17 protein-coding genes and 1 tRNA gene are annotated in these 21,293 nt (G+C 73.2%); 8 read left to right on the top strand and 10 right to left on the bottom strand.

Annotation, left to right across the window (positions count from 1 at the left end; genetic code table 11):
- Positions 1 to 3: 3 nt before the first annotated feature.
- From ACIGO8_RS01865 to ligD, 5 genes are all read right to left on the bottom strand, one after another.
- Complete coding sequence (locus ACIGO8_RS01865; protein ID WP_399722751.1) at positions 4 to 1,290, bottom strand: ATP-binding protein; 1,287 nt, start codon at positions 1,288 to 1,290, stop codon at positions 4 to 6.
- 215 nt (positions 1,291 to 1,505) lie between these two features.
- Entirely contained in the window at positions 1,506 to 2,288 is a 783-nt protein-coding gene (locus ACIGO8_RS01860; protein WP_399722749.1) for a hypothetical protein, read from the bottom strand.
- 596 nt (positions 2,289 to 2,884) lie between these two features.
- A complete protein-coding gene (locus ACIGO8_RS01855; RefSeq protein WP_399722747.1) occupies positions 2,885 to 4,975 on the bottom strand; it encodes a PBS lyase in 2,091 nt (696 codons plus the stop codon).
- A gap of 548 nt (positions 4,976 to 5,523) precedes the next feature.
- Positions 5,524 to 6,468, bottom strand: coding sequence for a DNA ligase (locus ACIGO8_RS01850; RefSeq protein WP_399722745.1), 945 nt, complete (start codon positions 6,466 to 6,468; stop codon positions 5,524 to 5,526).
- Between the two features lie 128 nt (positions 6,469 to 6,596).
- A complete protein-coding gene (gene ligD / locus ACIGO8_RS01845) occupies positions 6,597 to 7,481 on the bottom strand; it encodes a non-homologous end-joining DNA ligase (protein ID WP_399722744.1) in 885 nt (294 codons plus the stop codon).
- 50 nt (positions 7,482 to 7,531) lie between these two features.
- Here ligD and ACIGO8_RS01840 point away from each other — a divergent pair, with 50 nt between their 5' ends.
- The 3 genes from ACIGO8_RS01840 to ACIGO8_RS01830 all read left to right on the top strand — a co-directional run bounded on the left by ACIGO8_RS01840 (position 7,532) and on the right by ACIGO8_RS01830 (position 12,043).
- Positions 7,532 to 8,602 (top strand): Ku protein, encoded by a 1,071-nt coding sequence (locus ACIGO8_RS01840; RefSeq protein WP_399722742.1) that lies wholly within the window; start codon positions 7,532 to 7,534, stop codon positions 8,600 to 8,602.
- An 814-nt stretch (positions 8,603 to 9,416) separates the two neighbouring features.
- Positions 9,417 to 10,175 carry a 4'-phosphopantetheinyl transferase family protein gene (locus tag ACIGO8_RS01835; protein WP_399722740.1) on the top strand — a complete coding sequence of 253 codons (759 nt, stop codon included), beginning with the start codon at positions 9,417 to 9,419 and terminating at the stop codon, positions 10,173 to 10,175.
- Positions 10,176 to 10,432: 257 nt separating this feature from the next.
- Positions 10,433 to 12,043 (top strand): M4 family metallopeptidase, encoded by a 1,611-nt coding sequence (locus tag ACIGO8_RS01830; RefSeq protein WP_399722738.1) that lies wholly within the window; start codon positions 10,433 to 10,435, stop codon positions 12,041 to 12,043.
- Positions 12,044 to 12,089: 46 nt separating this feature from the next.
- On the opposite strand, the gene ACIGO8_RS01825 is transcribed toward ACIGO8_RS01830, so the two are convergent.
- From ACIGO8_RS01825 to ACIGO8_RS01805, 5 genes are all read right to left on the bottom strand, one after another.
- The gene (locus ACIGO8_RS01825) at positions 12,090 to 13,106 is read right to left on the bottom strand and encodes a DUF5954 family protein (RefSeq protein ID WP_399722737.1); all 1,017 of its coding nucleotides are present in this window, start codon (positions 13,104 to 13,106) and stop codon (positions 12,090 to 12,092) included.
- 128 nt (positions 13,107 to 13,234) lie between these two features.
- Positions 13,235 to 13,636 (bottom strand): hypothetical protein, encoded by a 402-nt coding sequence (locus ACIGO8_RS01820; RefSeq protein ID WP_399722736.1) that lies wholly within the window; start codon positions 13,634 to 13,636, stop codon positions 13,235 to 13,237.
- Between the two features lie 309 nt (positions 13,637 to 13,945).
- Positions 13,946 to 14,518, bottom strand: a complete 573-nt coding sequence (locus ACIGO8_RS01815; RefSeq protein ID WP_399722734.1) for an HNH endonuclease — start codon at positions 14,516 to 14,518, stop codon at positions 13,946 to 13,948.
- A gap of 90 nt (positions 14,519 to 14,608) precedes the next feature.
- A complete protein-coding gene (locus tag ACIGO8_RS01810; protein ID WP_399722733.1) occupies positions 14,609 to 15,244 on the bottom strand; it encodes a hypothetical protein in 636 nt (211 codons plus the stop codon).
- Between the two features lie 189 nt (positions 15,245 to 15,433).
- Positions 15,434 to 15,505: transfer RNA gene (locus ACIGO8_RS01805), tRNA-Arg, on the bottom strand.
- 111 nt (positions 15,506 to 15,616) lie between these two features.
- Here ACIGO8_RS01805 and ACIGO8_RS01800 point away from each other — a divergent pair.
- The 5 genes from ACIGO8_RS01800 to thrC all read left to right on the top strand — a co-directional run bounded on the left by ACIGO8_RS01800 (position 15,617) and on the right by thrC (position 21,266).
- The gene (locus tag ACIGO8_RS01800; protein ID WP_399722731.1) at positions 15,617 to 16,141 is read left to right on the top strand and encodes a PleD family two-component system response regulator; all 525 of its coding nucleotides are present in this window, start codon (positions 15,617 to 15,619) and stop codon (positions 16,139 to 16,141) included.
- A 101-nt stretch (positions 16,142 to 16,242) separates the two neighbouring features.
- Complete coding sequence (nrtL, locus tag ACIGO8_RS01795) at positions 16,243 to 17,343, top strand: ArgS-related anticodon-binding protein NrtL (RefSeq protein ID WP_399722729.1); 1,101 nt, start codon at positions 16,243 to 16,245, stop codon at positions 17,341 to 17,343.
- A gap of 14 nt (positions 17,344 to 17,357) precedes the next feature.
- Positions 17,358 to 18,749, top strand: a complete 1,392-nt coding sequence (gene lysA, locus ACIGO8_RS01790) for a diaminopimelate decarboxylase (protein ID WP_399722728.1) — start codon at positions 17,358 to 17,360, stop codon at positions 18,747 to 18,749.
- A gap of 141 nt (positions 18,750 to 18,890) precedes the next feature.
- The gene (locus ACIGO8_RS01785) at positions 18,891 to 20,189 is read left to right on the top strand and encodes a homoserine dehydrogenase (RefSeq protein ID WP_399724250.1); all 1,299 of its coding nucleotides are present in this window, start codon (positions 18,891 to 18,893) and stop codon (positions 20,187 to 20,189) included.
- A gap of 6 nt (positions 20,190 to 20,195) precedes the next feature.
- Entirely contained in the window at positions 20,196 to 21,266 is a 1,071-nt protein-coding gene (thrC, locus tag ACIGO8_RS01780; RefSeq protein WP_399722726.1) for a threonine synthase, read from the top strand.
- The last annotated feature ends 27 nt before the right edge of the window (positions 21,267 to 21,293 follow it).

The raw sequence follows: 21,293 nt of genomic DNA, 5'->3' as shown, positions 1-21,293 counted from the left end.
CCGTCATCGCCGCTTCGGTTGGGCGGGGTCGGGGCCGGGGTCGGGATCGGCGTGGGGGTCGGACGAGGAGCCGGGCCCAGGGGCCGCGTCGGGATCCTCCGGGTCCGCGAGGCGTACGTACTCCGGCAGCGTCAGGCGCGCCACCGCGCCGCCGCCTTCCGGCGCGTTGGCGAAGACCAGCTCCGCGCCGATCACCTCGGCCTGGCCCGCCGCGATCGTCAGGCCGAGTCCGTGGCCCTTGCCGCCGCTCTCCGTACGGAACCGCTGCGGGCCCGCCGCCAGCAGATACTCCGGGTACCCGGCGCCGTGGTCCCGCACCGTCACCACCGGCCCGTCCACCGTGAGCACCACCGGCGGCGCCCCGTGCCGGTGCGCGTTGGCGACCAGGTTGCCGAGCACCCGCTCCAGGCGCCGCTTGTCCGTCTCCACCGTCGTGTCGCGCACCACCCGCACCTCGGTGTCGGTCCCGGAGGCGCGCACCACCCGCTCGGCCAGCGGGCCGAGGACGTGCACGGCCAGGTCCACCGTCTCGGTGCCCGCGTCCAGCCGGGAGATCTCCAGGAGGTCCTCGGTGAGCGCGCGCATCGTCTTCACCCGGTCCCGCACCAGCTCCGACGGCCGCCCCTCGGGCAGCAGTTCGGCGGCTGCGGACAGGCCGGTCAGCGGGGTGCGCAGCTCGTGCGCAACGTCGGCGGTGAAGCGCTGCTCGGTCTGCAGCTTGCGCTGGAGCGAGGAGGCCATGGTGTCGAGGGCGCCGGAGACCGTGGCCACCTCGTCCTGCGGCCGCGAAGGGTCCGCGGTACGCGGATCGTTGACGCGCGCGTCCAGATCGCCGGCGCTGATCCGCCGGGCCACCTGCGCGGTGGCGTGCAGCCGCCGGGTGACCCGGGTGACGGCGAACGCCCCGACGAGCAGCGTCGCGGCGATCGCGAGGACCGAGGAGCCGAGGATCGAGCGGTCCAGCCCGTCGATGGTGGCGGCGCTCTGCGTGTAGTCGACGCGTACGGCGAGCGCGCGGCCGTCCGCCGGGCCCGCCGCCCACATCGTCGGCCGGCCCTCGAACTCGCTCACCATGGTGCCGCGCTCGCCGCGCAGCGCGAGGTCCCGCAGCGAGCCGGGCAGCCCGGGCGGGTCCACGCCGGCGAAGCGGGGGAGCGGCTCACCCGACTCGTAGAGCCGGCTGACCTCACCGAGCCGGGTCAGCGCCTTGTCGCGGGAGTCCTTCACGGTCTGGCCGGCCACCGACACGTGCACCAGGACGCCGAGCAGCGCGGCCAGGGCGCAGCACATGACGGTGATGAAGAGCGCGGCCTTCCAGGTGAGCGTCGCGGTCCAGGCGGGCCGGCGAGGGCGTCTGCGGCGGGGCCGGCTCGTGGGGGAGCGGCCCTCGGGAGGTCGGCCCGCGTGGGATGGACCCGTGCGGGATCGGCCCGCGGAGGATCGGTCCGCGCGGGGTCGGCCCTCGGGGGGTCGGTCCGCGGGGCGTTCCGGACGGGGTGCGGGGCTCATGGGCCCGCCTCGGAGGGCGCGGGCGCCGGCGTACCGGCCGACGGCGTCGGCGTGGGGCTGACGAACGCGGGCGCGGGGACCAGCGTGGCGCCCGAGCCGGGCGGCTTGACCCGGACGATCTCGTCCCGGGCCGGCAGCATCGAGTGCTGCTGCTCGTCCCACGACCACGCCGTGCGGTACTCGTATCCCGGGATCCCGGCCGAGCTGACCCGCATGATCAGGTCCCGGCCGGCCAGCTCGACGCTGATCACCTGGTCGACGGTGGACATGATCCGCGTCAGGCCGTCGTTCTCGGCGAGGTAGACGCGGACGCCGACCTGCTGGTCCGGCATCCGGATGCCGACGATCAGCTCGTCACGCCCGTTGCCGGTCAGGTCGCGGTAGTACGGAGTGAGGATCGGGCAGTGCGCGCGGTCCGTGGTGCACGCGCCGATCGCCCGCGCGGTCTCCTCGTACAGACCGTCCGCGCCGGACCGCGCGCCGCCGTGGGTGCGTACCTCCGCCTGGACCACCGCCACCGGGTCGACCCGGTGCACGTCGTTGTCGGGGACCCGGATGCCGGGCACCCGCTCGGTGTCGGTCTCGCCGTAGTCGATCGGCGGATTGGTCGCGGGCGGCAGGTCGGGCCAGAGCCGGACCGGGCCGACGGCGGTGGGTGCGCGGCCGGCGCTCGTGAGGCCGCCCTGGCTCCCGCAGCCGGCGAGGGTGAGGGCGAGCGCGCCGAGCACCGCGACCGGCACGGCCGCGGTGGCGGCGAGCTGCCCGAGGCGCGCTCCCACACTCTGCTCCTTCCGCGGCGGTCGAGGTCGGTTCACCAGGTCGGCGAAGCGGATGACGTTGTCGGTGCGGTGACCGTTCCGGACGGGGCCGCCGCGGGTGATGAGGCGGAGCTCGGGACGGTCGGTCTTCCCATAGACCTTATTCGTAGGGAAGTCCTTTTTGTCTATCTACTGGCTCTCGCGCACCCCGAACCGGGCCGTCGAGCCGTCCGCCCGCCCCGCCTCGATCAGGCCCCGGCCTTGATCTTCGCCGCGTCCCGCAGCAGCGCCGGGCCGCTGGCCGTGTCGTCGTGCGCCGCGAGCACCGCCGCCCCGCGCTCGCCGGGCGTCACGCTACCCGTGTGCCAGCCCGGCCGCCGCTCCGCCTGGTCGACCGACGGCACGACCGTCGGGCCGCGCAACCGCGGACCGGTCGACCGGGCGGATCTGCGGACCTGCGGCCTCGCCTGGCGGAGTGGCGGAGCCGTCGACCGCCGGACCCGCGCCCCGCGCCCCGGTCGGTCGACCCGCCGGGCCCGGCGCCCCGCGGACCCGCGCACCCCCGCACACGCCGTCAGCGTCCGCCCCCGCCCGTCCGCGTCCGCCCCCGCCCGTCCCTAGAACCCGTGTCGCTCCATCTGTGCCAGTGCCGCCCGGCACAGGGTGAGCAGCTTCTCGTCGTCGTGGACGTCGTGCGAGCCCGCTCCGTCCTCGCGGGCGTTGTGCCGTCGTCTTCGGGACAGTTCCGCGCGGATCGCGGGCCCGGCCTCCGCCGCGGCGGGACCCATCTCGGCGAGGCACTCGGCCACGGCCACCCGGGCGTGCCGGTTCTCCTCCCACGCCTCGAGGAGGGCGGGCAGGACGGCCGCCGCGTCGCCCGCGACGCGCCACAACGCCGCCGCCGAACGGACCCGCACCCAGAGGTCCCGCGAGCCGAGCCCGGCCCGCAGGGCCGGGGCCGCCGGGGCCGCCGCCGGGCCGATCGCGCCGAGTGCCTGCGCCGCCGCGCACCACTCCGCGCACGACGCGCCCGGCCGCAGCCAACGATCCAGGGCGCCCAGCGCCTCCGCGATCGAGCCGTCCAGCGACCACACCGCCCGCGCCGCCATCGACGACACCGCCGCCGAATCCGAGGCCAGCAGCCGCCGCACGTCCGGCAGGGCCTCCCGGGCCACCGGCCCGAACGCGGCGAGCGTCCGCAGACACGCCTCCCGCACCCAGTCCCGCCGGTTCGGCGGCGCCCCGCGCAGCACCCGCAGCACCTCCGGCAGCGCCTGGGAGCCCCGGACCGCCGTCAGCGCGTACAGCAGCGGCGCCGCCCGGTCGTACAGCAGGTCGTCCAGCTCCACCTCGCCGAGCCGGCGCCGCAGGGCCGGCGCGAGCGGCAGCGCGGCCGGGCCGAGCGCGTCCACCGCGTACAGCAGTTCCCGCCGCACCTCGCGCTCCTCCAGGGCGCGCGCGAGCAGCGGGATCGCCCGGGCGTCACCCGAACGGGCGAGCGCGAGCAGCGCGCCGCCCCGGCCGGCCCGCGCGCCGGGCCCCGGCAGCCCGAGCGGACCCGCGGGCCCGCTCGACAGGCGCGCGGCGAGCGCGTCGGCGGCCGGACCGGTCAGCTCGAACAGCCGCTCCAGGAACGACGTCGCCGCCTCCCGCAGCCGCGGCTCCGGGTCGCCGAGCTGCGCCCCGATCAGCCGCACCACCTCGTCGTACCGCCCGCGCCACACCCGTATCAGACCGCCGCACAGCCAGATCGCGTCCGAGCGCTGGCCCCAGTCCGGGCTGCGCAGCTGCGCCAGGATGAGCGCGATGCGGTCGTCGACCCGGTCGTCGAGGGCGGTGTGCAGCGTACGGAGCAGCTCCTCCGTCCAGGGCGTAGGGCGGCCCGCCGAGTGCTCCTCGAGGAGCTCGCGGACCTGGCCGATCAGCGTCGGGGTGGCCGCCCGCGGCGTCTCGACGGCGCGCTCCGAGGGCTCCGTGCGCACCTCGTCGAGCAGGACGGTCACCCGCTCCACCACGTCGTCCGGGATCTCGGCCGGCGCGCACCGGGCGAGCTGGGCGAGCGCCGCGAGCCGAAGGCCCGGCGCCTGCGCCACCCGCGACAGCCAGCCCAGCCAGTCCACGGTCTCGTCGCGCAGCGACTCGTGCCGCAGCGCGATCCGCCCGACCGCCGCCACCAGGGCGAGCCGCACCTCCGTGTCCCGCTCGACCGTCAGCCGTTCGCGCAGCAGGTCGAGCACCCGGGCCGGCTCGGCGTGCAGCGAGGCCAGCGCGCACGGGGCCGCGAGCCGCACCTCGGGGTCGGGGTCGTCGACCAGGCCGAGGAAGACGTCGGCGCCGGCGGCGACCGCGGCGGCCGCCATGGCGTAGTTCGCGGCCGGTATGAACTCCTCGTCGTCCGGGTCGAGTTCGTCGAGCTCCTCGTCGCCGCACAGGTCGATGCCGCCGATGCTGGTGAGCAACTCGACGATGGCGCCCCGGTCCTGGACGGTGGGATCGGCGACGAGTTCGAGGAGGAAGGGGATGCAGGCGAGCGTCGAGTCGTAGACGTCGCCCTGGTGGTGCACGGCGCCGTACATGCCGTCGAGGGCGGTCTCCCGCTCGGCCGGATCCGCGGAGGCGAGTCCCCGCAGCAGCTCCGGCACGTCGTCGGCGGGCCCGTACGCGTGCCCCAACGAGGCCCAGTCGACCTCCTCGATCCCCGTCAGCATGCCAGGCCGCCTTCCCCGTGAGCGCTGTACCAGGCAGCAAGTGTGCACCAACGCACGGACAACAAGGCCCCGCCTGACGGACGTTGCCGCGCAAGGCCCGTGCGGCCGCTAGCTTTGCGCCATCCCCACGTCCGCCGACCACCCCGCCGGAGCCCCGCCAGGCCCCTGACCGGCCGTTCCGGCGGTGTTTCGGCGCCCTCCGGGCGTGTCGCCCGCACTGCCCGCGCACGGCCGACCGGCACAGTTGTCCACGGGGGCGCGCGAGGGGGCGCTCGGGGCGGGCGCACCGACAGTTTGTCCTGAACGGAGCGGAGGTAAGGGCGAGTCGGGATCCGGCCGAAGGGCTCGTTCGCCGCGCTGCCGCACCGCATATCGGGTACGGGCTGGGGGCCGGAGGCCCGGCCGAGGTGCGATCGCGGGCTGGCGAGAGGGTCGTTACGGCGGCGCTACGCGGCCTCGTTGGCGTCTCGGCGCCATCTCGCCCGGGCCGCTACGGGATCGCCACGTGGCCGTTCCGTGGTCGTTCCGTGGTCGTCGCTCCGTGCTCGCTACGGGGCCCCGTCCTCGTCCGCCCCGGCAACCTCGTCCGGCGCCAAGGCAGTTGAGTCGCCCGGCGGCGCATCTGGCGGCGGTTCGTCGGCGTTCCGTACGCGCACGAAACGGGCGGTGTCCTGCCGGCCCTTGATGAGCAGGAGTTCGACCGGCGGGAGCGGCTCGGCGAGCGGCCGGACCGGCCCGTGCTCCGGGTCGTCCACCGGATCCGCCGCGACGCGGCCCGCCGTCAGTTCGGCCACCTCGCGGGCCTGGGCCCCGGTCAGCCGGGGCGCGGTCCGCAGGGTGCGGCCGTCGGGCAGCCGGACGAGCGCGGCGTGCGGACGGCCGGGCGGCCCGAACACCCCGACGAGCAGGGCGTCCTGGGTGTCCGAGTGCCGGATCTTCCGCCAGGACCAGGTGCCGCCCGGCCGGTACGCCGAGTTCCAGGCCTTCGCCACGAGCCCCTCCACTCCCGCCGCCCGCAGTGCGTCGAACCACTCGCGGGCGGTGTCCTCGTCGTCGGTGGCCAGCACGCGCTGCAGCGGCGGCCCGGTCCCTTCGAGGGCCGCGCCGAGCAGCTCCCACCGTTCCCGCAGCGGCCGGCCGCGCAGGTCGTGGCCGGGGAGCGCGAGCAGATCGAAGGCGATGTACGAGACGGGGACGCCGGCCCGCTCGCGCTCCCGGTGCGAGCGGAGCAGGTCGGTGAAGCTGACCCGGCCCTCGCGGTACGCGCACAGCTCGCCGTCCAGGACGATGCCGGGCGGCAGGTTTGCGCCGAGGTAGGCCGCGATGCCCGGGAACTCCGGGGCGAGGTCGCGGCGGTTGCGGGACTGCAGGAAGACCTGGCCGTCGTCGAGGACGAAGGCGAGCGCGCGGAAGCCGTCGAGCTTGAGGGAGTACTGGTATCCGCCGGGGACCGTGCCCTGCCGGGGCATGGTGTCGGCGGGCCTCGGGCGCATCACATCGACGGGCGGACGAAGGACGACGGCGGGGCCGGCCGGGGTGCCCGCGGCGCCGGCCGGGGTGGCGGCGGGGCGGTCGGCACCGGCGGGGCGGTCTGGCCCCGCGGGTCGGCCTGGCCCGGGGCTCATGGCACGGCTCCGGCCACGGCGGGGTCGAACATCGGGGCGAGCAGATCGCCGTAATCGCTCAGACGCGGCGGCATGTCGTCCATCAGCAGCGTGAGCGTGTCGGGAGAGGTGCAGCTCTCGACCTCCTCCCAGGTCACCGGCGCCGAGACGGCCGGCAGCCGGCGGGCCCGCAGGGTGTAGGGCGCGGCGGTGGTCTTCGCGGCGGCGTTCTGGCTGTGGTCGACGAAGACCTTGCCGGGCCGCAGGGCCTTCGCCATCCGGTGGACGACCAGCCGGGGCAGCGCCGCCTCCGCCTCCACGGCGAGCCGGCGCGCGTAGGCGGAGACCTGCTCGGACGGGGCCGGGACCAGCGGCACGAGGAGGTGCAGGCCCTTGGAGCCGGAGGTCTTCGCGTACGCCGTGAGACCGTCGGCCGCGAGGCGTTCCCGCAGGTGGAGGGCGACCCGGCAGCACTCGACGACGGTCGCGGGCGGCCCGGGGTCGAGGTCGAGGACCAGCCGGTCGGCGACGGCGGGGGACTCGACGGGCCACTGGTGGGTGTGGAACTCCACCACCAGATTCGCCGCCCACATCAGCGACGGCAGGTCCTGGATCACCACCTGCCGCGCGCCGGGCGCGTCGGAGCGGGGGACCGGGGTGGTGTTCACCCAGGCGGGCGTGCCGGGCGGCGGATTCTTGGTGAAGAACAGCTGGCCGTCCGGGCCGTCCGGATAGCGCAGGAAGGAGACCGCGCGGTCGTGCAGATGCGGCAGGATCACGGCGGCGACGGTGGCGTAGTAGTGCAGCAGCTCGCCCTTGGTGGTGCCGGTGGCCGGGTGGAGGACCTTGTCCAGATTGCTGAGGGACAGGCGCCGCCCCTCCACCTCTGTGATGGGCGTCATACGATGAGAATCCCATGATTCCCGACGAATGGTGCGAAAGGGGATGAACCGTGCGATCCATCTGGAACGGAGCCATATCCTTCGGGCTCGTCAGCATCCCGATCAAGCTGGTCAACGCCACCGAGAGCCGGTCGGTCTCCTTTCGCCAGATCCACGCCGAGGACGGCGGTCGGATCCGCTACAAGAAGGTCTGCGAGCTGGACGGGGCCGAGGTGAGCCAGGCGGAGATCGGGAAGGCGTACGAGGACGCCGACGGGACGATGATCCCGATCACCGACGAGGACCTGGCCGCCCTGCCTCTGCCGACGGCGAAGACGATCGAGATCGTGGCCTTCGTGCCGGCCTCCGAGATCGACCCGCTCCAGATGGACGCCGCGTACTACCTCTCCGCCAACGGCGTGCCGGCCGCCAAGCCGTACACCCTGCTGCGCGAGGCGCTCAAGCGGAGCGACAAGGTGGCGGTGGCGAAGTACGCCCTGCGCGGGCGGGAGCGGCTCGGCATGCTGCGCGTGGTGGACGACGTGATCGCCATGCACGGCCTCCTCTGGCCGGACGAGATCCGCGCCCCGGAGGGCGTGGCGCCGGAGACCCAGGTGACCGTCCGGGAAGCCGAACTCGACCTGGCCGACGCCCTGATGGCCACGCTCGGCGAGGTGGACATCAGCAGCCTGCACGACGACTACCGCGAGGCCGTGGAGGAGATGATCGCCGCGAAGGCGGAGGGCGGCGCCGGCCTCGCTCCCGCCGAACCCGCGGCGGCGGGCGGCGGCCAGGTCATCGACCTGATGGCGGCCCTGGAGAGCAGCGTTCGCGCGGCGAAGGAGGCCCGCGGCGAGCCGGCCGCGGCGGCCGAGGTGACCGAACTCGGATCCCGCCGGAAGGCGGCTGCCTCGAGTCCGAAGGAAACGGGCGCGAAGAAGTCCACGGCCCGCACGGCCGCGAAGAAGACGGCGGCGACGGCCCAGCCCCGCAAGTCGACCGCGAAGACGGCCGCGACGCCGGCGTCGAAGACCCCGGCCAAGTCCACGGCGAAGTCGACGGCCAAGTCCACGACGAAGAAGCAGACGGCGACGAAGAAGCAGCCGCCGAAGAAGGCGACACCGCGCAAGCGCAGCGCGTAGGACCCGGGCCCCCGCCCGCCGGCCCGGCCAGGCCACGCCTGGCACACGGGCGCCTGCGGCCGACGCGCCCCGCCCCGGCCGCCCCGGCGTACGGACGAGGCGCCGGCCCCGGCTGTGCGCCCTGCGCAGCACACGTTGGAGGACCAGGCTCGGCCGGCCGGGCGTACGGCGAGGTGTGGGTTCCGCGTCTGCGGCCGATGCCTGCCGACGGTCGGGGCCTGCGTGGCGCCGGGAGGCGCGGGCTGTTGCCCGCGGGAGCGGCCGGACGCCTGGCGCGCACGCTGGATCGCCCCCTCGGCGTACGGACTAGGGAGCAGGCTCAGCACCCGGGGCAGGCTTCGCCTCTGCGGCCGACGCTCCGCGCACCGGCCGGCCCGGCATACGGCCGAGCCGCAGGCTCCCGCTGGCCGCTGGGCACTGCTGGCGTACGGATCAGGCGCTGCCTTCACGCCCGCGCCGGGCGCCCGTGTAGCGGCGCACGCAGGAGGGTCCGTCCCGGCGTACGGACCACGCGCGGGCTTCGCGCCCGCGGCCGGCGCCCTGTGTGGGGGTGCCTCGGAGGACCCGGCCCGGCCGGGCGTACGGGCGAGGTGCAGGCTCACGCCCGCAAAAGGTTCCGCGCCTACGGCCGACGCCCGCCTACGGCCGACGCCCGCTCACCGCCCGCCGGCCGGGGAGGTGCGGCCCACCCACGCCCTTCCCCGCACAACCGCAACCGCCGCCCCGCGGCCGGAAATGGTCGGTGGGTGATCGGGTGGCCGGGAACGCGTGTACGGTCGGGGCCCCTGCCGCCGTATCCGGAGGAAGCCGACCGATGCAGGCCGACGCCTGGCTCCTGGAACTCGACGAGACGCCCGACGCCGGCCGCGCCGCCGAATTCGCCGTCAAGTTCGCCGCCGGTCTCGACACCGGGCCGCTCGACGCGCGGGAACGCGAGCGGGCCGCCGCGTTCGTACGGCCCGTCGACCGCGCCCTCTACACCGCGGCCCACCTCGCGCTGCGCACCGTGCTCGGCGGCCTGCTCGGCGAGCGGCCCGGGGATCTGGTCTTCACGCGTGAGCCCTGCCCGTGCTGCGGAGCCCCGCACGGCCGTCCGGCGCTCGCCGCGCGCGGCACGGCGGCCACCGCGCCGCCGCCGCTCCACTTCTCGCTCTCGCACACCCGCGGCCGCGTCCTGATCGCGACCGCGCCCGTTCCCGTCGGCGCGGACGTGGAACTGCGGCCCGGGCCCGAGGCCGTGCGGGACCTGCTGTCCGTTCTGCACCCGGGGGAGCGCGCCGAGGTCGAGGCCGTGGCGCATCCGGTGCGGCGGGCCGCGGCGTTCGGCCGGATCTGGGCGCGCAAGGAGGCGTATCTCAAGGGCCTCGGCACCGGCCTGGGGCGGGCCACCACCCTGGACGACCTGAGCGGGGAGCCGGCCGGCTGGACGGTGGACGACCTGGACGCCGGCCCGGACCATCACGCCGCCGTCGCGCTGCGGTCGGCGCGGCCCGCGACCCGGCCGCCGGTGGTGCACCGCCTGTCGGCCGAGGCGCTCACGGCGCGGACCGACGACCCGGCGCCCTCCCACTGAGGCCTCAGCGTCACGCGGGCCGCCGCCCGCGCCACCCGCGAACGGGCCCCCGGGCGCCCCTCTATCACCCCTATATGAACCCTCTATGACCCTCAGGGCGGTCACCTCCCCGCATTCCGGACGGAGTTGGCCGCCCTTCGGACAACTCCTGGTCAAATCCTTGTTGCATACCTGTCAATCAGGGTTGCCCGCTGGCACGCTCACACCCGCACCACCCCCCACACAGATCCCCCACGCGTAACAGCGAAGGAGCCCGCGTGACCCGCCAGCAGTCCTCGCACCGTCGTACCACCGCCCGAGCCGCCGCCCTGATCGCATCGGCCGCCATGGTCGTCGTCGGAATCCAGACCGGATCCGCCAACGCCGATGCCCAGCGCGAGGCCGGCGCGACCGCGCTCGTGCTCAACAGCACCCAGCGCGCCGCCGCCATCCAGGGTGCGCAGGCCGGCGCGGCCGGCACCGCGAAGGCCATCGGCCTGTCCGGCCAGGAGAAGCTGATCGCCCGCGACGTCGTCAAGGACGCGGACGGCACCGTTCACACCCGCTACGAGCGCACCTACGAGGGCCTGCCCGTCCTCGGCGGCGACCTCGTCGTGCACCAGAAGAAGAACGGCTCCCGCTCCACCACCAAGGCCACCCAGGCCCGTATATCCGTGGCCAGCACCACCCCGGCCGTCGAGCGCGCCGCCGCCGGCAAGGCCGCCCTCGCCTCCGCCGCCAACGCGAACGAGGCCGTCTCCTCCGCCCGCAAGGTGATCTGGGCCGCCACCGGCAAGCCGGTCCTGGCCTGGGAGACCTTCGTCACCGGCGTCCAGAAGGACGGCACGCCGAGCCGCCGCCAGGTCGTCACCGACGCCACCACCGGCAAGGAGCTGTTCTCCGCCGAGACGATCGAGACCGGCGTCGGCAACACCATGTACGCCGGCCAGGTCACGCTCGGCACCTCGGGCTCGTACACCCTGACCGACGCCACGCGCGGCGGCCACAAGACGTACGACCTGAAGGGCGGCACGTCCGGCCAGGGCACGCTCTTCACCAACTCCACGGACACGTGGGGCAACGGCCTCGCCTCCAACCGCGAGACCGCTGCCGCCGACGCCCACTACGGTGCGGCCGTCACGTGGGACTTCTACAAGAACGAGCTCGGCCGCCTCGGCATCCGCGGCGACGGCGTCGCCGCCTACTCCCGCGTCCACTACGGCAACGCGTACGTCAACGCGTTCTGGGACGACTCCTGCTTCTGCATGACCTACGGCGACGGCATCGGCAACACCCACCCGCTCACGTCCCTCGACGTGGCCGGCCACGAGATGTCCCACGGCCTGACCTCCTCCACCGCCAACCTCCGCTACAGCGGCGAGTCCGGCGGCCTGAACGAGGCGACCTCCGACATCTTCGGCACCGCGGTCGAGTGGTACGCCAACAACTCCTCCGACACCGGTGACTACCTCATCGGCGAGAAGATCGACATCAACGGCAACGGCACGCCGCTGCGTTACATGGACCAGCCCAGCAAGGACGGCAGCTCCGCCGACTACTGGTCGAAGTCGGTCGGCCGCCTGAACGTCCACTACTCCTCGGGCCCGGCCAACCACTTCTTCTACCTGCTGTCCGAGGGCAGCGGCACGAAGACCATCAACGGCGTCACCTACAACTCGCCGACCTACAACGGCTCCACGGTCACCGGCATCGGGCGTCAGGCCGCGTACAAGATCTGGTACAAGGCCCTCTCCACCTACATGACCTCCACCACCGGCTACGCGGGCGCCCGCACGGCCACCCTCTCGGCCGCCGCCGACCTCTACGGCGCCGGCAGCACCCAGTACAACGCGGTCGCCTCCGCCTGGACCGCGATCAACGTCAAGTAAGCAGGCGCGCGGCCGCGAGGCCGTGAGGGGCCGCCCGCCCGGCCCCTCACTCCTCGTAGTGCAGCGTTCCGTCCTCGTCCATCCGGGGATGCAGCTTCTGGGGGCCGTACTCGTCCACGTCGGACGGGCGCGGCCCCTCCGGCCCGTCCGGGCCGAAACGCACCAGCCGCTCGACGCGGCAGATCCTGAACTCCCGGCCCCGGGCCCGTGCTTCGTCGGCCCGCCCGGCGGCGCGGAAGAGCTCGGCGGCCCGCCGGTAGGGCTCGCGCTGGGCGTCGTCCCAGGAGTAGAGCCGGGGCCAGAGGTCGATCATGAGGTCGTACAGGCCCTGGCGCGCCTCGTGCGGGGTGGCGAAGAGAGAGCCCTGCGGGCGCCAGCCGTCGCCCCTGCGCTCCACGATGCCGAAGGCGACCGGCAGCAGGGCGATGTCCGGGTGCGTGGTGACGGCCCGCTCGGAGTCGGCCCGTACGGCGGCGGGATACCGCTTCCCGCCGTAGTGGAAGCCGCGCAGCCCGAACCGCAGCGCCTCCGCCATGGGGCCGCGCGAGTGCCCGGGGTCGACGACGGTGCCTTCGTCGGTGCTGCGGTGCGCGATCCGTCCCTCCCAGACCCGGAACACCGGCTCGGGATCGGTGGGCCGCGGCGGCTCGAGCCCCTCGGGTCCGGTACGGGTGAACTCGTCGGCCCGTACGATCCGGTAGCGCACGCCCACCACCTCGACCTCGTCGACCGGCTCGCGCTCGAGCACGCCCACGGCGGCGATCAGCTCACGCCGTACGGCCGGATCGTCGGTGTCGTCCTTGGCCTGGAAGAACAGCATCGACTGCAGGCTGTCCCGCGCCTCCTGCGGCGTCCCGGCGGCCACCGACACCACCACCCGCCACGGCTGCGTCGCCCCGCCCTCCCGCGCGACCACACCGAACACCGCGCCCCGCACGGCGACTTCCGGATACCGCACGGCCCCCTCGACGGCATCGGCCTCGGTCACCCAGGCCACGGGATCCCCACCCTCGGCGAGACCCGCCTTCACCTCGGCGATCCGTCGCTCCCAGTCGTCATCCATGCACGCATTGTCCCGGCGACCCGCTCCCGCTGCCCCAAGAACGCCGCCAACTGACCGTCTATGGCCACCTTTTGTCTCGTCCCGCCCCTTCCTGACCGATCCTCCTCGGCCTCACCGGGCGGCACCCCTCAAGGAGTCGGCTTGCGGCCAGGATCGCCGGACCCGGGCACGTGCTCCTCGCGGTCGAACTCCTCCGTGCACGTGGCGGTCAGGTCGTCCGTGAAGCAGGCGATGAAGTGCTCCGGCGAGCCGTGGAAGGCGAACATCGTGTCGTCGCAGTCGACGCCCTCGAAGGTGACCTCGGCGTACGTCCCAAAGAGGGACCAGGTGCCATGCTGAGGGTCGGCGATGCCCGGGCACCACGTCGTGCCGAGATCCGACGTGTCCAGATCCTTGGCCGTGAACGTGCCGTCGGCCTTGAAGTCGACCGTCGCCTCGGATCCGTACGACGCCCACACGCCCGTCACCTGGTCCTCGCTCTCGACCGAGACGGCATAGTCGGAACAGGAGGCCAGCAGCAACGGCGCCACGCATCCCAACGCGGCGCCCCTGACCACACGTCGTCTCCACTGATCCCGGCCGGCAGCCATGCAGCCCCGCCTCTCGTGTCGTCACGCGCATGCTCGGTGGCGCCGCCTCGAGGAGGCGGCGGACATCATCTTGAACGCGTTCAAGTCCTGGTGTCAACGAGACGGGCTGCGCATATCGACGGGACCTCGGCCTCAGCCTGCGCAGGCGGCGGGTGCTTCTGTGCTCCCTGCCTGGAGGTACCTCGGGATTGGATCTCTATCGCGTCACGTGCGCAAGCCTTGAACAGGGGGCTCCGCTGGAGGCGGAGATCATTTTCGTCTGATGAGGCGGAATGGGCTGGCCTTCAATTCGGGCCACCCCGCCTCGCGCGCCATAGACAACTCGTCGGCGTATAGCCGACGGCACGCTGCCGCCATCTCGCGCGCCGTGGGCGGAGGATAGGCGTTGAAGTGTGTACTGGCGAAAGCTTTTCGGAACCATGCCGTGCGCGTCGGGTTGGCTATTTCTGAGGCGATCACGTCGAGTTGGTCGAGTAGGTAGAGCACCTCTTCATGCAGGGTGAGGTAACGGTCGCGCAGGCTCCGAGAGCCTGCGCTTCCTTGCGGCGTCGCGTTGTGGCCGAAGTGGTAGCCGAACGGCAGGTATGTCGCGATCCACCAGGCGGGAGGCGTCTTGTCGTTCTTGCTTGCGTTGCAGGACTCGCAGGCCGGCGCAAGATTCGACAGAGCGTCCGCTCCACCTCTGGCGAAGGGAATCACGTGGTCCATGGTCTCCGAGGCGCGCTCGCAGTAGACACACTTCCCCCCGTTCGCCTCGAGCACGACGAGCCACTCCCACAACTTGAACGAGCGCCTTCGTCGCTTTGGCTGCTCAGTGATCATTTCGTCAACTGCCTATCGTGCTGGTTGCCCAAGGTCCGTGGTGTCGGGAGGCTTTCGCGTTCAGCTGCTGCGATTCCGTGCGGACGGCGTCTAGAAAGGGGGAGCCCATTTCGGCGGCCAGTTCGTCGCGTACCCGGGCGGGGGCCAAACGTCCGAGCCGTTGTGCACGCGCCACTGACGGCCCAGCCACTCGCACTCCGGTATGGCGCCTTCCCAGTCGTCGGTGCAGCGGTCGGCCCAGTCGCGGCCCACCAGCACCGGCCGGGTCAGTACCCCGTTCGCGGTGTCCTGGACACGTAGGACCATGCCGACATCGTTGATCCCCGGGTTGCCCCGCGGACCGTACGACACCCTGTGAGGAGGCGAGGAAGAGAGACCCAGGACCGTCTCTTCGAGCACGGCCGGCACGCGGCCGGTCAGTTCCAGTCCCTCCAGGGTCACGTACGGACCGTGGGCGGCGTCAGCTGCCACACAGAAGAGCTGATCAACGCGGTTGAAGTGGGTGTAGACAGCGGGCATCGCTGGGTGGAAGCCGAGTTGGAGGCCGTAGACGTCCGGGAAGAAGGGTTCCGCTGAGAAGCGCTTCAGCTCAAAGGCTTCTGGGAGCGCAGCCCTGACCTCGTCGGGAGGCATGCCGAAGTGCAGTGGGCCGACGCTCTCCAGCGGGTTCAGCACCCACACCGGCCGGACTGGCTCCGTCGAGGTCTCCCCGGCTTCCGAGGCCATCGGTTGTTCCCCCTCGTCCGTCGGCCTGAGACCTGGATCTGACCTGCTTCGATTCCTTACGGCTCAGGCCGCCATAGGCCGCGACCCCTGTCATACGGCGACTCGGGGCGGCACACGCCTACGCATGCAACAAGACCCCGTCCTCAGCGTTTCCGCTGACGGCGGGGTCTTTTGGCACTTCCTGCGAAGTGCCCCCGGCAGGATTCGAACCTGCGCACACGGCTCCGGAGGCCGTTGCTCTATCCCCTGAGCTACGGGGGCGTCCGCCGCTTCTCGCGGCGACGGGTAGAACCCTACCAGCTCTGTGCGGGTGCCTGTGAACAGGTATTTCCGGGGCGTGATGAGGAGGGTGTTCCCCCGCACGGGTCGGAAGTGGGCAAAACCCGGACGCAGCCGCTGCCCCCGACCTACTCTCGACGTGTGTCAGGCGTGTCCGGGCGGGTGTTGGTTGTCGATGACAACCGGGTGATCCGCCAGCTGATCAGGGTCAATCTCGAGCTCGAGGGGTTCGAGGTGGTGACCGCGGCCGATGGTGCCGAGTGTCTGGATGTCGTGCATGACGTTCGTCCGGATGTCGTCACCCTCGATGTCGTCATGCCCCGGCTGGACGGGCTGAAGACGGCCGCGCGGCTCCGGGAGGATCCGCGGACGAGTCATCTGCCGGTGGCGATCATCAGCGCCTGCACCGAGTACGAGACGGACGGCGGGGGAGTGTCCGCGGCCGACGCCTTTCTGGCCAAGCCGTTCGAGCCGGCCGAGCTGGTGCGGATCGTGCGGCAGCTCATGCACCGGGAGCGGGGCGGGCGGCGGGGTGAGGGCGGCGCCGGGCAGGATGCGGGACAGGACGCCGGTGAGGAGCCGCCCGCAGTCGGCAGGGCGAGGGACAGGGCGAGGTAAGGGAAGAGAGAGGGAGCGGGAGCCGGGTCGAGGGCGCGGCGGGCGACCACATGGCGAAACCGGTTCGCGTTCCCACCCCCCTCCTCCCCTACGCTGGTCCCGTGACCCCCGCGGACCTCTCCCTCACCGTGCTGCACGCCGTGCGCCGCGCGGTCGACGAGGGTGCGCTGCGGGTCGAGGTGCCGGCGCGCGTCAAGGTCGAGCGGCCCCGGCCGGGCGGTGTCGGCGACTACGCCAGTTCCGTCGCGCTCAGCCTCGCCCGGCCCTCCGGGCGCCCGCCCCTGGACGTCGCCCTGATCCTCAAGGAGCGGCTGCACCGCAGCCCCGGGATCCGTGCCGTCGACATCACCGGGCCTGGTTTCCTCAACTTCACCCTCGACGAGGGCAGCGGCGAGCGCGTGGTGCGCGAGATCGCGCGCGCCGGGCTCCGGTACGGGCACTCCGACGCCCTCGCCGGCGCGTCCGTCCGGTTCGCCGCCGTCCGCGAGGACCGCGCGCGGCTGGTCACCGAGACCGTGATCCGGCTCCTGCGCGCCCAGGGCGCCGACGCCACGACCGCCGACGGCCCCGAGGGCCCCGACGGCGAGCGCCTGCACGTCCGCCCCGAGGGCCCGCGCCTGCAGATCCGCCCCGACGGCCAGCGCCTCCCCGGCAGTCCCGCCCCACACGCCGCCGTCACCGATGGTCCCGGCGTCGAGCGCCTCCCCGTCCGGCCCGCCCCGTACGCCGTCGACGAGCTCGGGCCCGACGCCGCGCGCTGGGCGCTGCTGCGTGCCGCCGCGGGTGATCAGGCGCTGGCCGGCGGGCCCCTTCTCGTCCAGCACGAGCGCAACGGGCTCTTCCGCGTCCGGTACGCGCACTCCCGGGCCCGGGCCCTGATCCGTAACGGCGCACAGCTCGGCGTCACGCCCGGACCCGAGGCGTACGAGGGCACCGGCGACGCGGCCGCGCTCCTCGCCCTCCTCGGCGACCATCCCGCCGTCCTTCTCTCCGCCGCCCGCCACCGCGCCCCCGACCGGGTCGCCCGGCACCTCGAGGCCGTCGCCGACGCGCTCCTCGCGTTCCAGCACACCGTTCTGCCCCTCGGCGACGAGAAACCCTCGGCCGCCCACCGGTCCCGGCTCGCGCTCGCCGAAGCCGCCGGGACGGTGCTCGCCGGCGGCCTCTCCCTGCTCGGCATCAGCGCACCCGACCAGATCTGAAAGAGCCAGCCGTCATGAGCCGTTCCGCCCACCCCGCCGGGCCCCGCCACGCCGACGTCCTTCCCGAGGGCCACTACTCCGCGCCGCCCGCCGACCTCAACCGGCTCGACCCGAAGGTCTGGGCCCGGACCGTCGGCCGTGACGAGCGGGGCCAGGTCACCGTCGGCGGGATCGGCGTCGCCGAGCTCGCCGAGGAGTTCGGCACGCCCGCCTACTTCCTCGACGAGAGCGACTTCCGCGCCCGCTGCCGCGCCTGGGCCGACGCGTTCGGCGCGGACGCCGACGTCTTCTACGCCGGCAAGGCCTTCCTCTCCCGGGCGATCGTGCGCTGGCTGCACGAGGAGGGACTCAACCTCGACGTCTGCTCCGGCGGCGAGCTGAGCACCGCGCTGTCGGCCGGCATGCCGGCCGAGCGCATCGCCTTCCACGGCAACAACAAGAGCGAGAGCGAGATCCGGCGGGCCGTCGAGGCCGGTGTCGGGCGCATCGTGCTCGACTCCTTCCAGGAGATCGTCCGGGTCGCCCATGTCGCCCATGCGCTGGGGAAGCGGCAGCGGGTGCAGATCCGGGTGACCGTCGGCGTCGAGGCGCACACCCACGAGTTCATCGCGACCGCGCACGAGGACCAGAAGTTCGGCATCGCGCTGGCCGGCGGGCAGGCCGCCGAGGCGGTGCGCCGGGCGCTGAGCCTGGACGGCCTGGAGCTCATCGGGATCCACTCCCACATCGGGTCGCAGATCTTCGACATGGCCGGCTTCGAGGTGTCCGCGCGCCGCGTCGTGCAGCTGCTCGCCGAGGTGCGCGACGAGCACGGCGTCGAGCTGCCCGAGATCGACCTCGGCGGCGGCCTCGGCATCGCGTACACCTCCGACGACGACCCGCGCGAGCCGCACCACATCGCCAAGGCGCTCACCGAGATCGTGACCCGGGAGTGCGAGGCCGCCGGGCTCGCCACGCCCCGGATCTCCGTCGAGCCCGGGCGCGCCATCGTCGGGCCGACCGCCTTCACGCTGTACGAGGTGGGCACGGTCAAGCCGCTGGAGGGGCTGCGCACGTACGTCTCCGTCGACGGCGGCATGTCGGACAACATCCGTACGGCCCTGTACGACGCCGAGTACAGCGTCGCCCTGGTCTCCCGGACCAGCGACGCGGAGCCGATGCTCTCGCGCGTGGTCGGCAAGCACTGCGAGAGCGGCGACATCGTCGTGCGCGACGCGTTCCTGCCCGCCGACCTGGCGCCCGGCGACCTGATCGCCGTACCGGCCACCGGGGCGTACTGCCGCTCCATGGCCAGCAACTACAACCACGCGCTGCGCCCGCCGGTCGTCGCCGTCCGGGACGGCGAGGCGCGGGTCATCGTGCGCCGCGAGACGGAGGAAGATCTCCTGCGTCTCGACGTCGGATGATGAAATAGTCAGGTGGTGGAATCGATGTCTCACCATCCGGACCAGGCCATGAAACGTCCGTCCGGTGCGTGAGACTGGTTCCACCGTAGGGATCGTCGTAGAGATACGAAGACGAAGAAGTACGAGAAACGAGGTCGGATGATGCGTACGCGTCCGCTGAAGGTGGCGCTGCTGGGCTGTGGAGTGGTCGGCTCAGAGGTGGCGCGCATCATGACGACGCACGCCGACGACCTCGCCGCGCGCATCGGCGCCCCGGTCGAGCTCGCCGGCGTCGCGGTCCGCCGGCCCGACAAGGTCCGCGGCGGGGTGCCGGCCGAGCTGATCACCACCGACGCGACCGCCCTCGTCAAACGCGGCGACATCGACGTCGTCGTCGAGGTCATCGGCGGCATCGAGCCGGCCCGCGGCCTCATCACCACCGCCTTCGAGCACGGCGCCTCCGTCGTCTCCGCCAACAAGGCGCTGCTCGCCCAGGACGGCGCGACCCTCTACGCCGCCGCCGAGCAGCACGGGCAGGACCTCTACTACGAGGCCGCCGTCGCCGGCGCCATCCCGCTCATCCGGCCGCTGCGCGAGTCCCTCGCCGGCGACAAGATCAACCGGGTGATGGGCATCGTCAACGGCACGACGAACTTCATCCTCGACAAGATGGACACCTCCGGCGCCGGCTACAGCGAGGCCCTCGACGAGGCCACCGCGCTGGGCTACGCCGAGGCCGACCCGACCGCCGACGTCGAGGGCTTCGACGCCGCCGCCAAGGCCGCCATCCTCGCCGGGATCGCCTTCCACACGCGGGTGCGCCTCGACGACGTCTACCGCGAGGGCATGACGGAGGTCACCGCCGCCGACTTCGCCTCCGCCAAGCAGATGGGCTGCACCATCAAGCTGCTCGCCATCTGCGAGCGGGCCGCCGACGGCGAGTCCGTCACCGCGCGCGTGCACCCCGCGATGATCCCGCTCAGCCACCCGCTCGCCTCCGTCCGCGAGGCGTACAACGCCGTCTTCGTCGAGGCGGAGGCCGCCGGGCGGCTCATGTTCTACGGCCCCGGCGCCGGCGGCTCGCCGACCGCCTCGGCCGTCCTCGGCGACCTCGTCGCCGTCTGCCGCAACCGTCTCAACGAGGCGACGGGCCCCGGCGAGTCCGCGTACACCCGACTGCCCGTGAGCCCCATGGGCGACGTGGTGACGCGGTACCACATCAGTCTCGACGTGGCCGACAAGCCGGGCGTTCTCGCCCAGGTCGCGACGGTCTTCGCCGAGCACGGCGTGTCCATCGACACCGTGCGCCAGCACGGTCGACAGGACGGAGACGGCGAGGCTTCGCTCGTCGTCGTCACCCACCGCGCGCCCGACGCCGCCCTCTCCGGGACCGTCGAGGCGCTGCGCAAGCTCGACACCGTGCGCGGTGTCGCCAGCATCATGCGTGTTGAAGGGGAGTAAGGACCCATGACCAGCAAGGGCACCCACCAGTGGCGCGGCATCATCGAGGAGTACCGGGACCGTCTTCCGGTCACGGACACGACGCCGGTCGTCACGCTCCGTGAGGGCGGCACGCCGCTCGTCCCCGCTCAGGTCCTCTCCGAGCGCACGGGCTGCGAGGTGCACCTCAAGGTCGAGGGCGCCAACCCGACCGGCTCCTTCAAGGACCGCGGCATGACCATGGCCATCTCCAAGGCCAAGGAGGAGGGCGCGCAGGCGGTCATCTGCGCGTCCACCGGCAACACCTCCGCCTCCGCCGCCGCCTACGCGGTGCGCGCCGGCATGGTGTCCGCCGTCCTCGTCCCGCAGGGCAAGATCGCGCTGGGCAAGATGGGCCAGGCCCTCGTGCACGGCGCGAAGATCCTCCAGGTCGACGGCAACTTCGACGACTGCCTCACCCTGGCCCGCGGCCTGTCCGAGAACTACCCGGTGGCGCTGGTCAATTCGGTGAACCCGGTCCGTATCGAGGGCCAGAAGACCGCCGCGTTCGAGATCGTGGACATGCTCGGCGACGCGCCGGACATCCACGTCCTGCCGGTCGGCAACGCCGGCAACATCACGGCCTACTGGAAGGGCTACACGGAGTACGCCGGCGACGGCGTCTCCTCCCGTACGCCGCGCATGTGGGGCTTCCAGGCCTCCGGCTCCGCGCCGCTCGTGCGCGGCGAGGTCGTCAAGGACCCGTCGACCATCGCCACCGCGATCCGCATCGGCAACCCGGCCTCCTGGCAGTACGCGATCGCCGCGCGCGACGAGTCGGGCGGCTTCATCGACGAGGTGACGGACCGTGAGATCCTGCAGGCCTACCGCCTGTTGGCCTCGCAGGAGGGCGTCTTCGTCGAGCCGGCCTCGGCCGCCTCGGTGGCCGGTCTGCTGAAGGCCGCCGCCCAGGGCAAGGTCGACCCGGGCCAGAGGATCGTCTGCACGGTCACCGGCAACGGCCTCAAGGACCCGGACTGGGCCGTCGCGGGTGCTCCGCAGCCGGTCACCGTCCCGGTCGACGCCGCTGCCGCCGCCGAGCGGCTCGGACTGGCCTGAAACCGCCTCCCGGCCACCCGGCCGGGC

Origin of the sequence: Streptomyces sp. NPDC053493, assembly GCF_044544825.1 — a bacterium.
In the GTDB taxonomy this organism is placed as follows: Bacteria; Actinomycetota; Actinomycetes; order Streptomycetales; family Streptomycetaceae; genus Streptomyces.
Note: the sequence above shows the minus strand (reverse complement) of the source record. Positions and strands in the feature narration are given on the sequence as shown.

Coding starts and splice junctions, on each gene's coding strand:
- ACIGO8_RS01810 (WP_399722733.1), bottom strand. CDS start 15,244: ATGGCCTCGGAAGCCGGGGAGACCTCGACGGAGCCAGTCCGGCCGGTG.
- ACIGO8_RS01865 (WP_399722751.1), bottom strand. CDS start 1,290: ATGTGCTGCGCCCTGGCCGCGCTGCTCGGCGTCCTGGTGCACGTGTCG.
- ACIGO8_RS01815 (WP_399722734.1), bottom strand. CDS start 14,518: ATGATCACTGAGCAGCCAAAGCGACGAAGGCGCTCGTTCAAGTTGTGG.
- ligD (WP_399722744.1), bottom strand. CDS start 7,481: ATGACGCCCATCACAGAGGTGGAGGGGCGGCGCCTGTCCCTCAGCAAT.
- lysA (WP_399722728.1), top strand. CDS start 17,358: ATGAGCCGTTCCGCCCACCCCGCCGGGCCCCGCCACGCCGACGTCCTT.
- ACIGO8_RS01850 (WP_399722745.1), bottom strand. CDS start 6,468: ATGCGCCCGAGGCCCGCCGACACCATGCCCCGGCAGGGCACGGTCCCC.
- thrC (WP_399722726.1), top strand. CDS start 20,196: ATGACCAGCAAGGGCACCCACCAGTGGCGCGGCATCATCGAGGAGTAC.
- ACIGO8_RS01855 (WP_399722747.1), bottom strand. CDS start 4,975: ATGCTGACGGGGATCGAGGAGGTCGACTGGGCCTCGTTGGGGCACGCG.
- ACIGO8_RS01785 (WP_399724250.1), top strand. CDS start 18,891: ATGCGTACGCGTCCGCTGAAGGTGGCGCTGCTGGGCTGTGGAGTGGTC.
- ACIGO8_RS01835 (WP_399722740.1), top strand. CDS start 9,417: ATGCAGGCCGACGCCTGGCTCCTGGAACTCGACGAGACGCCCGACGCC.
- ACIGO8_RS01825 (WP_399722737.1), bottom strand. CDS start 13,106: ATGGATGACGACTGGGAGCGACGGATCGCCGAGGTGAAGGCGGGTCTC.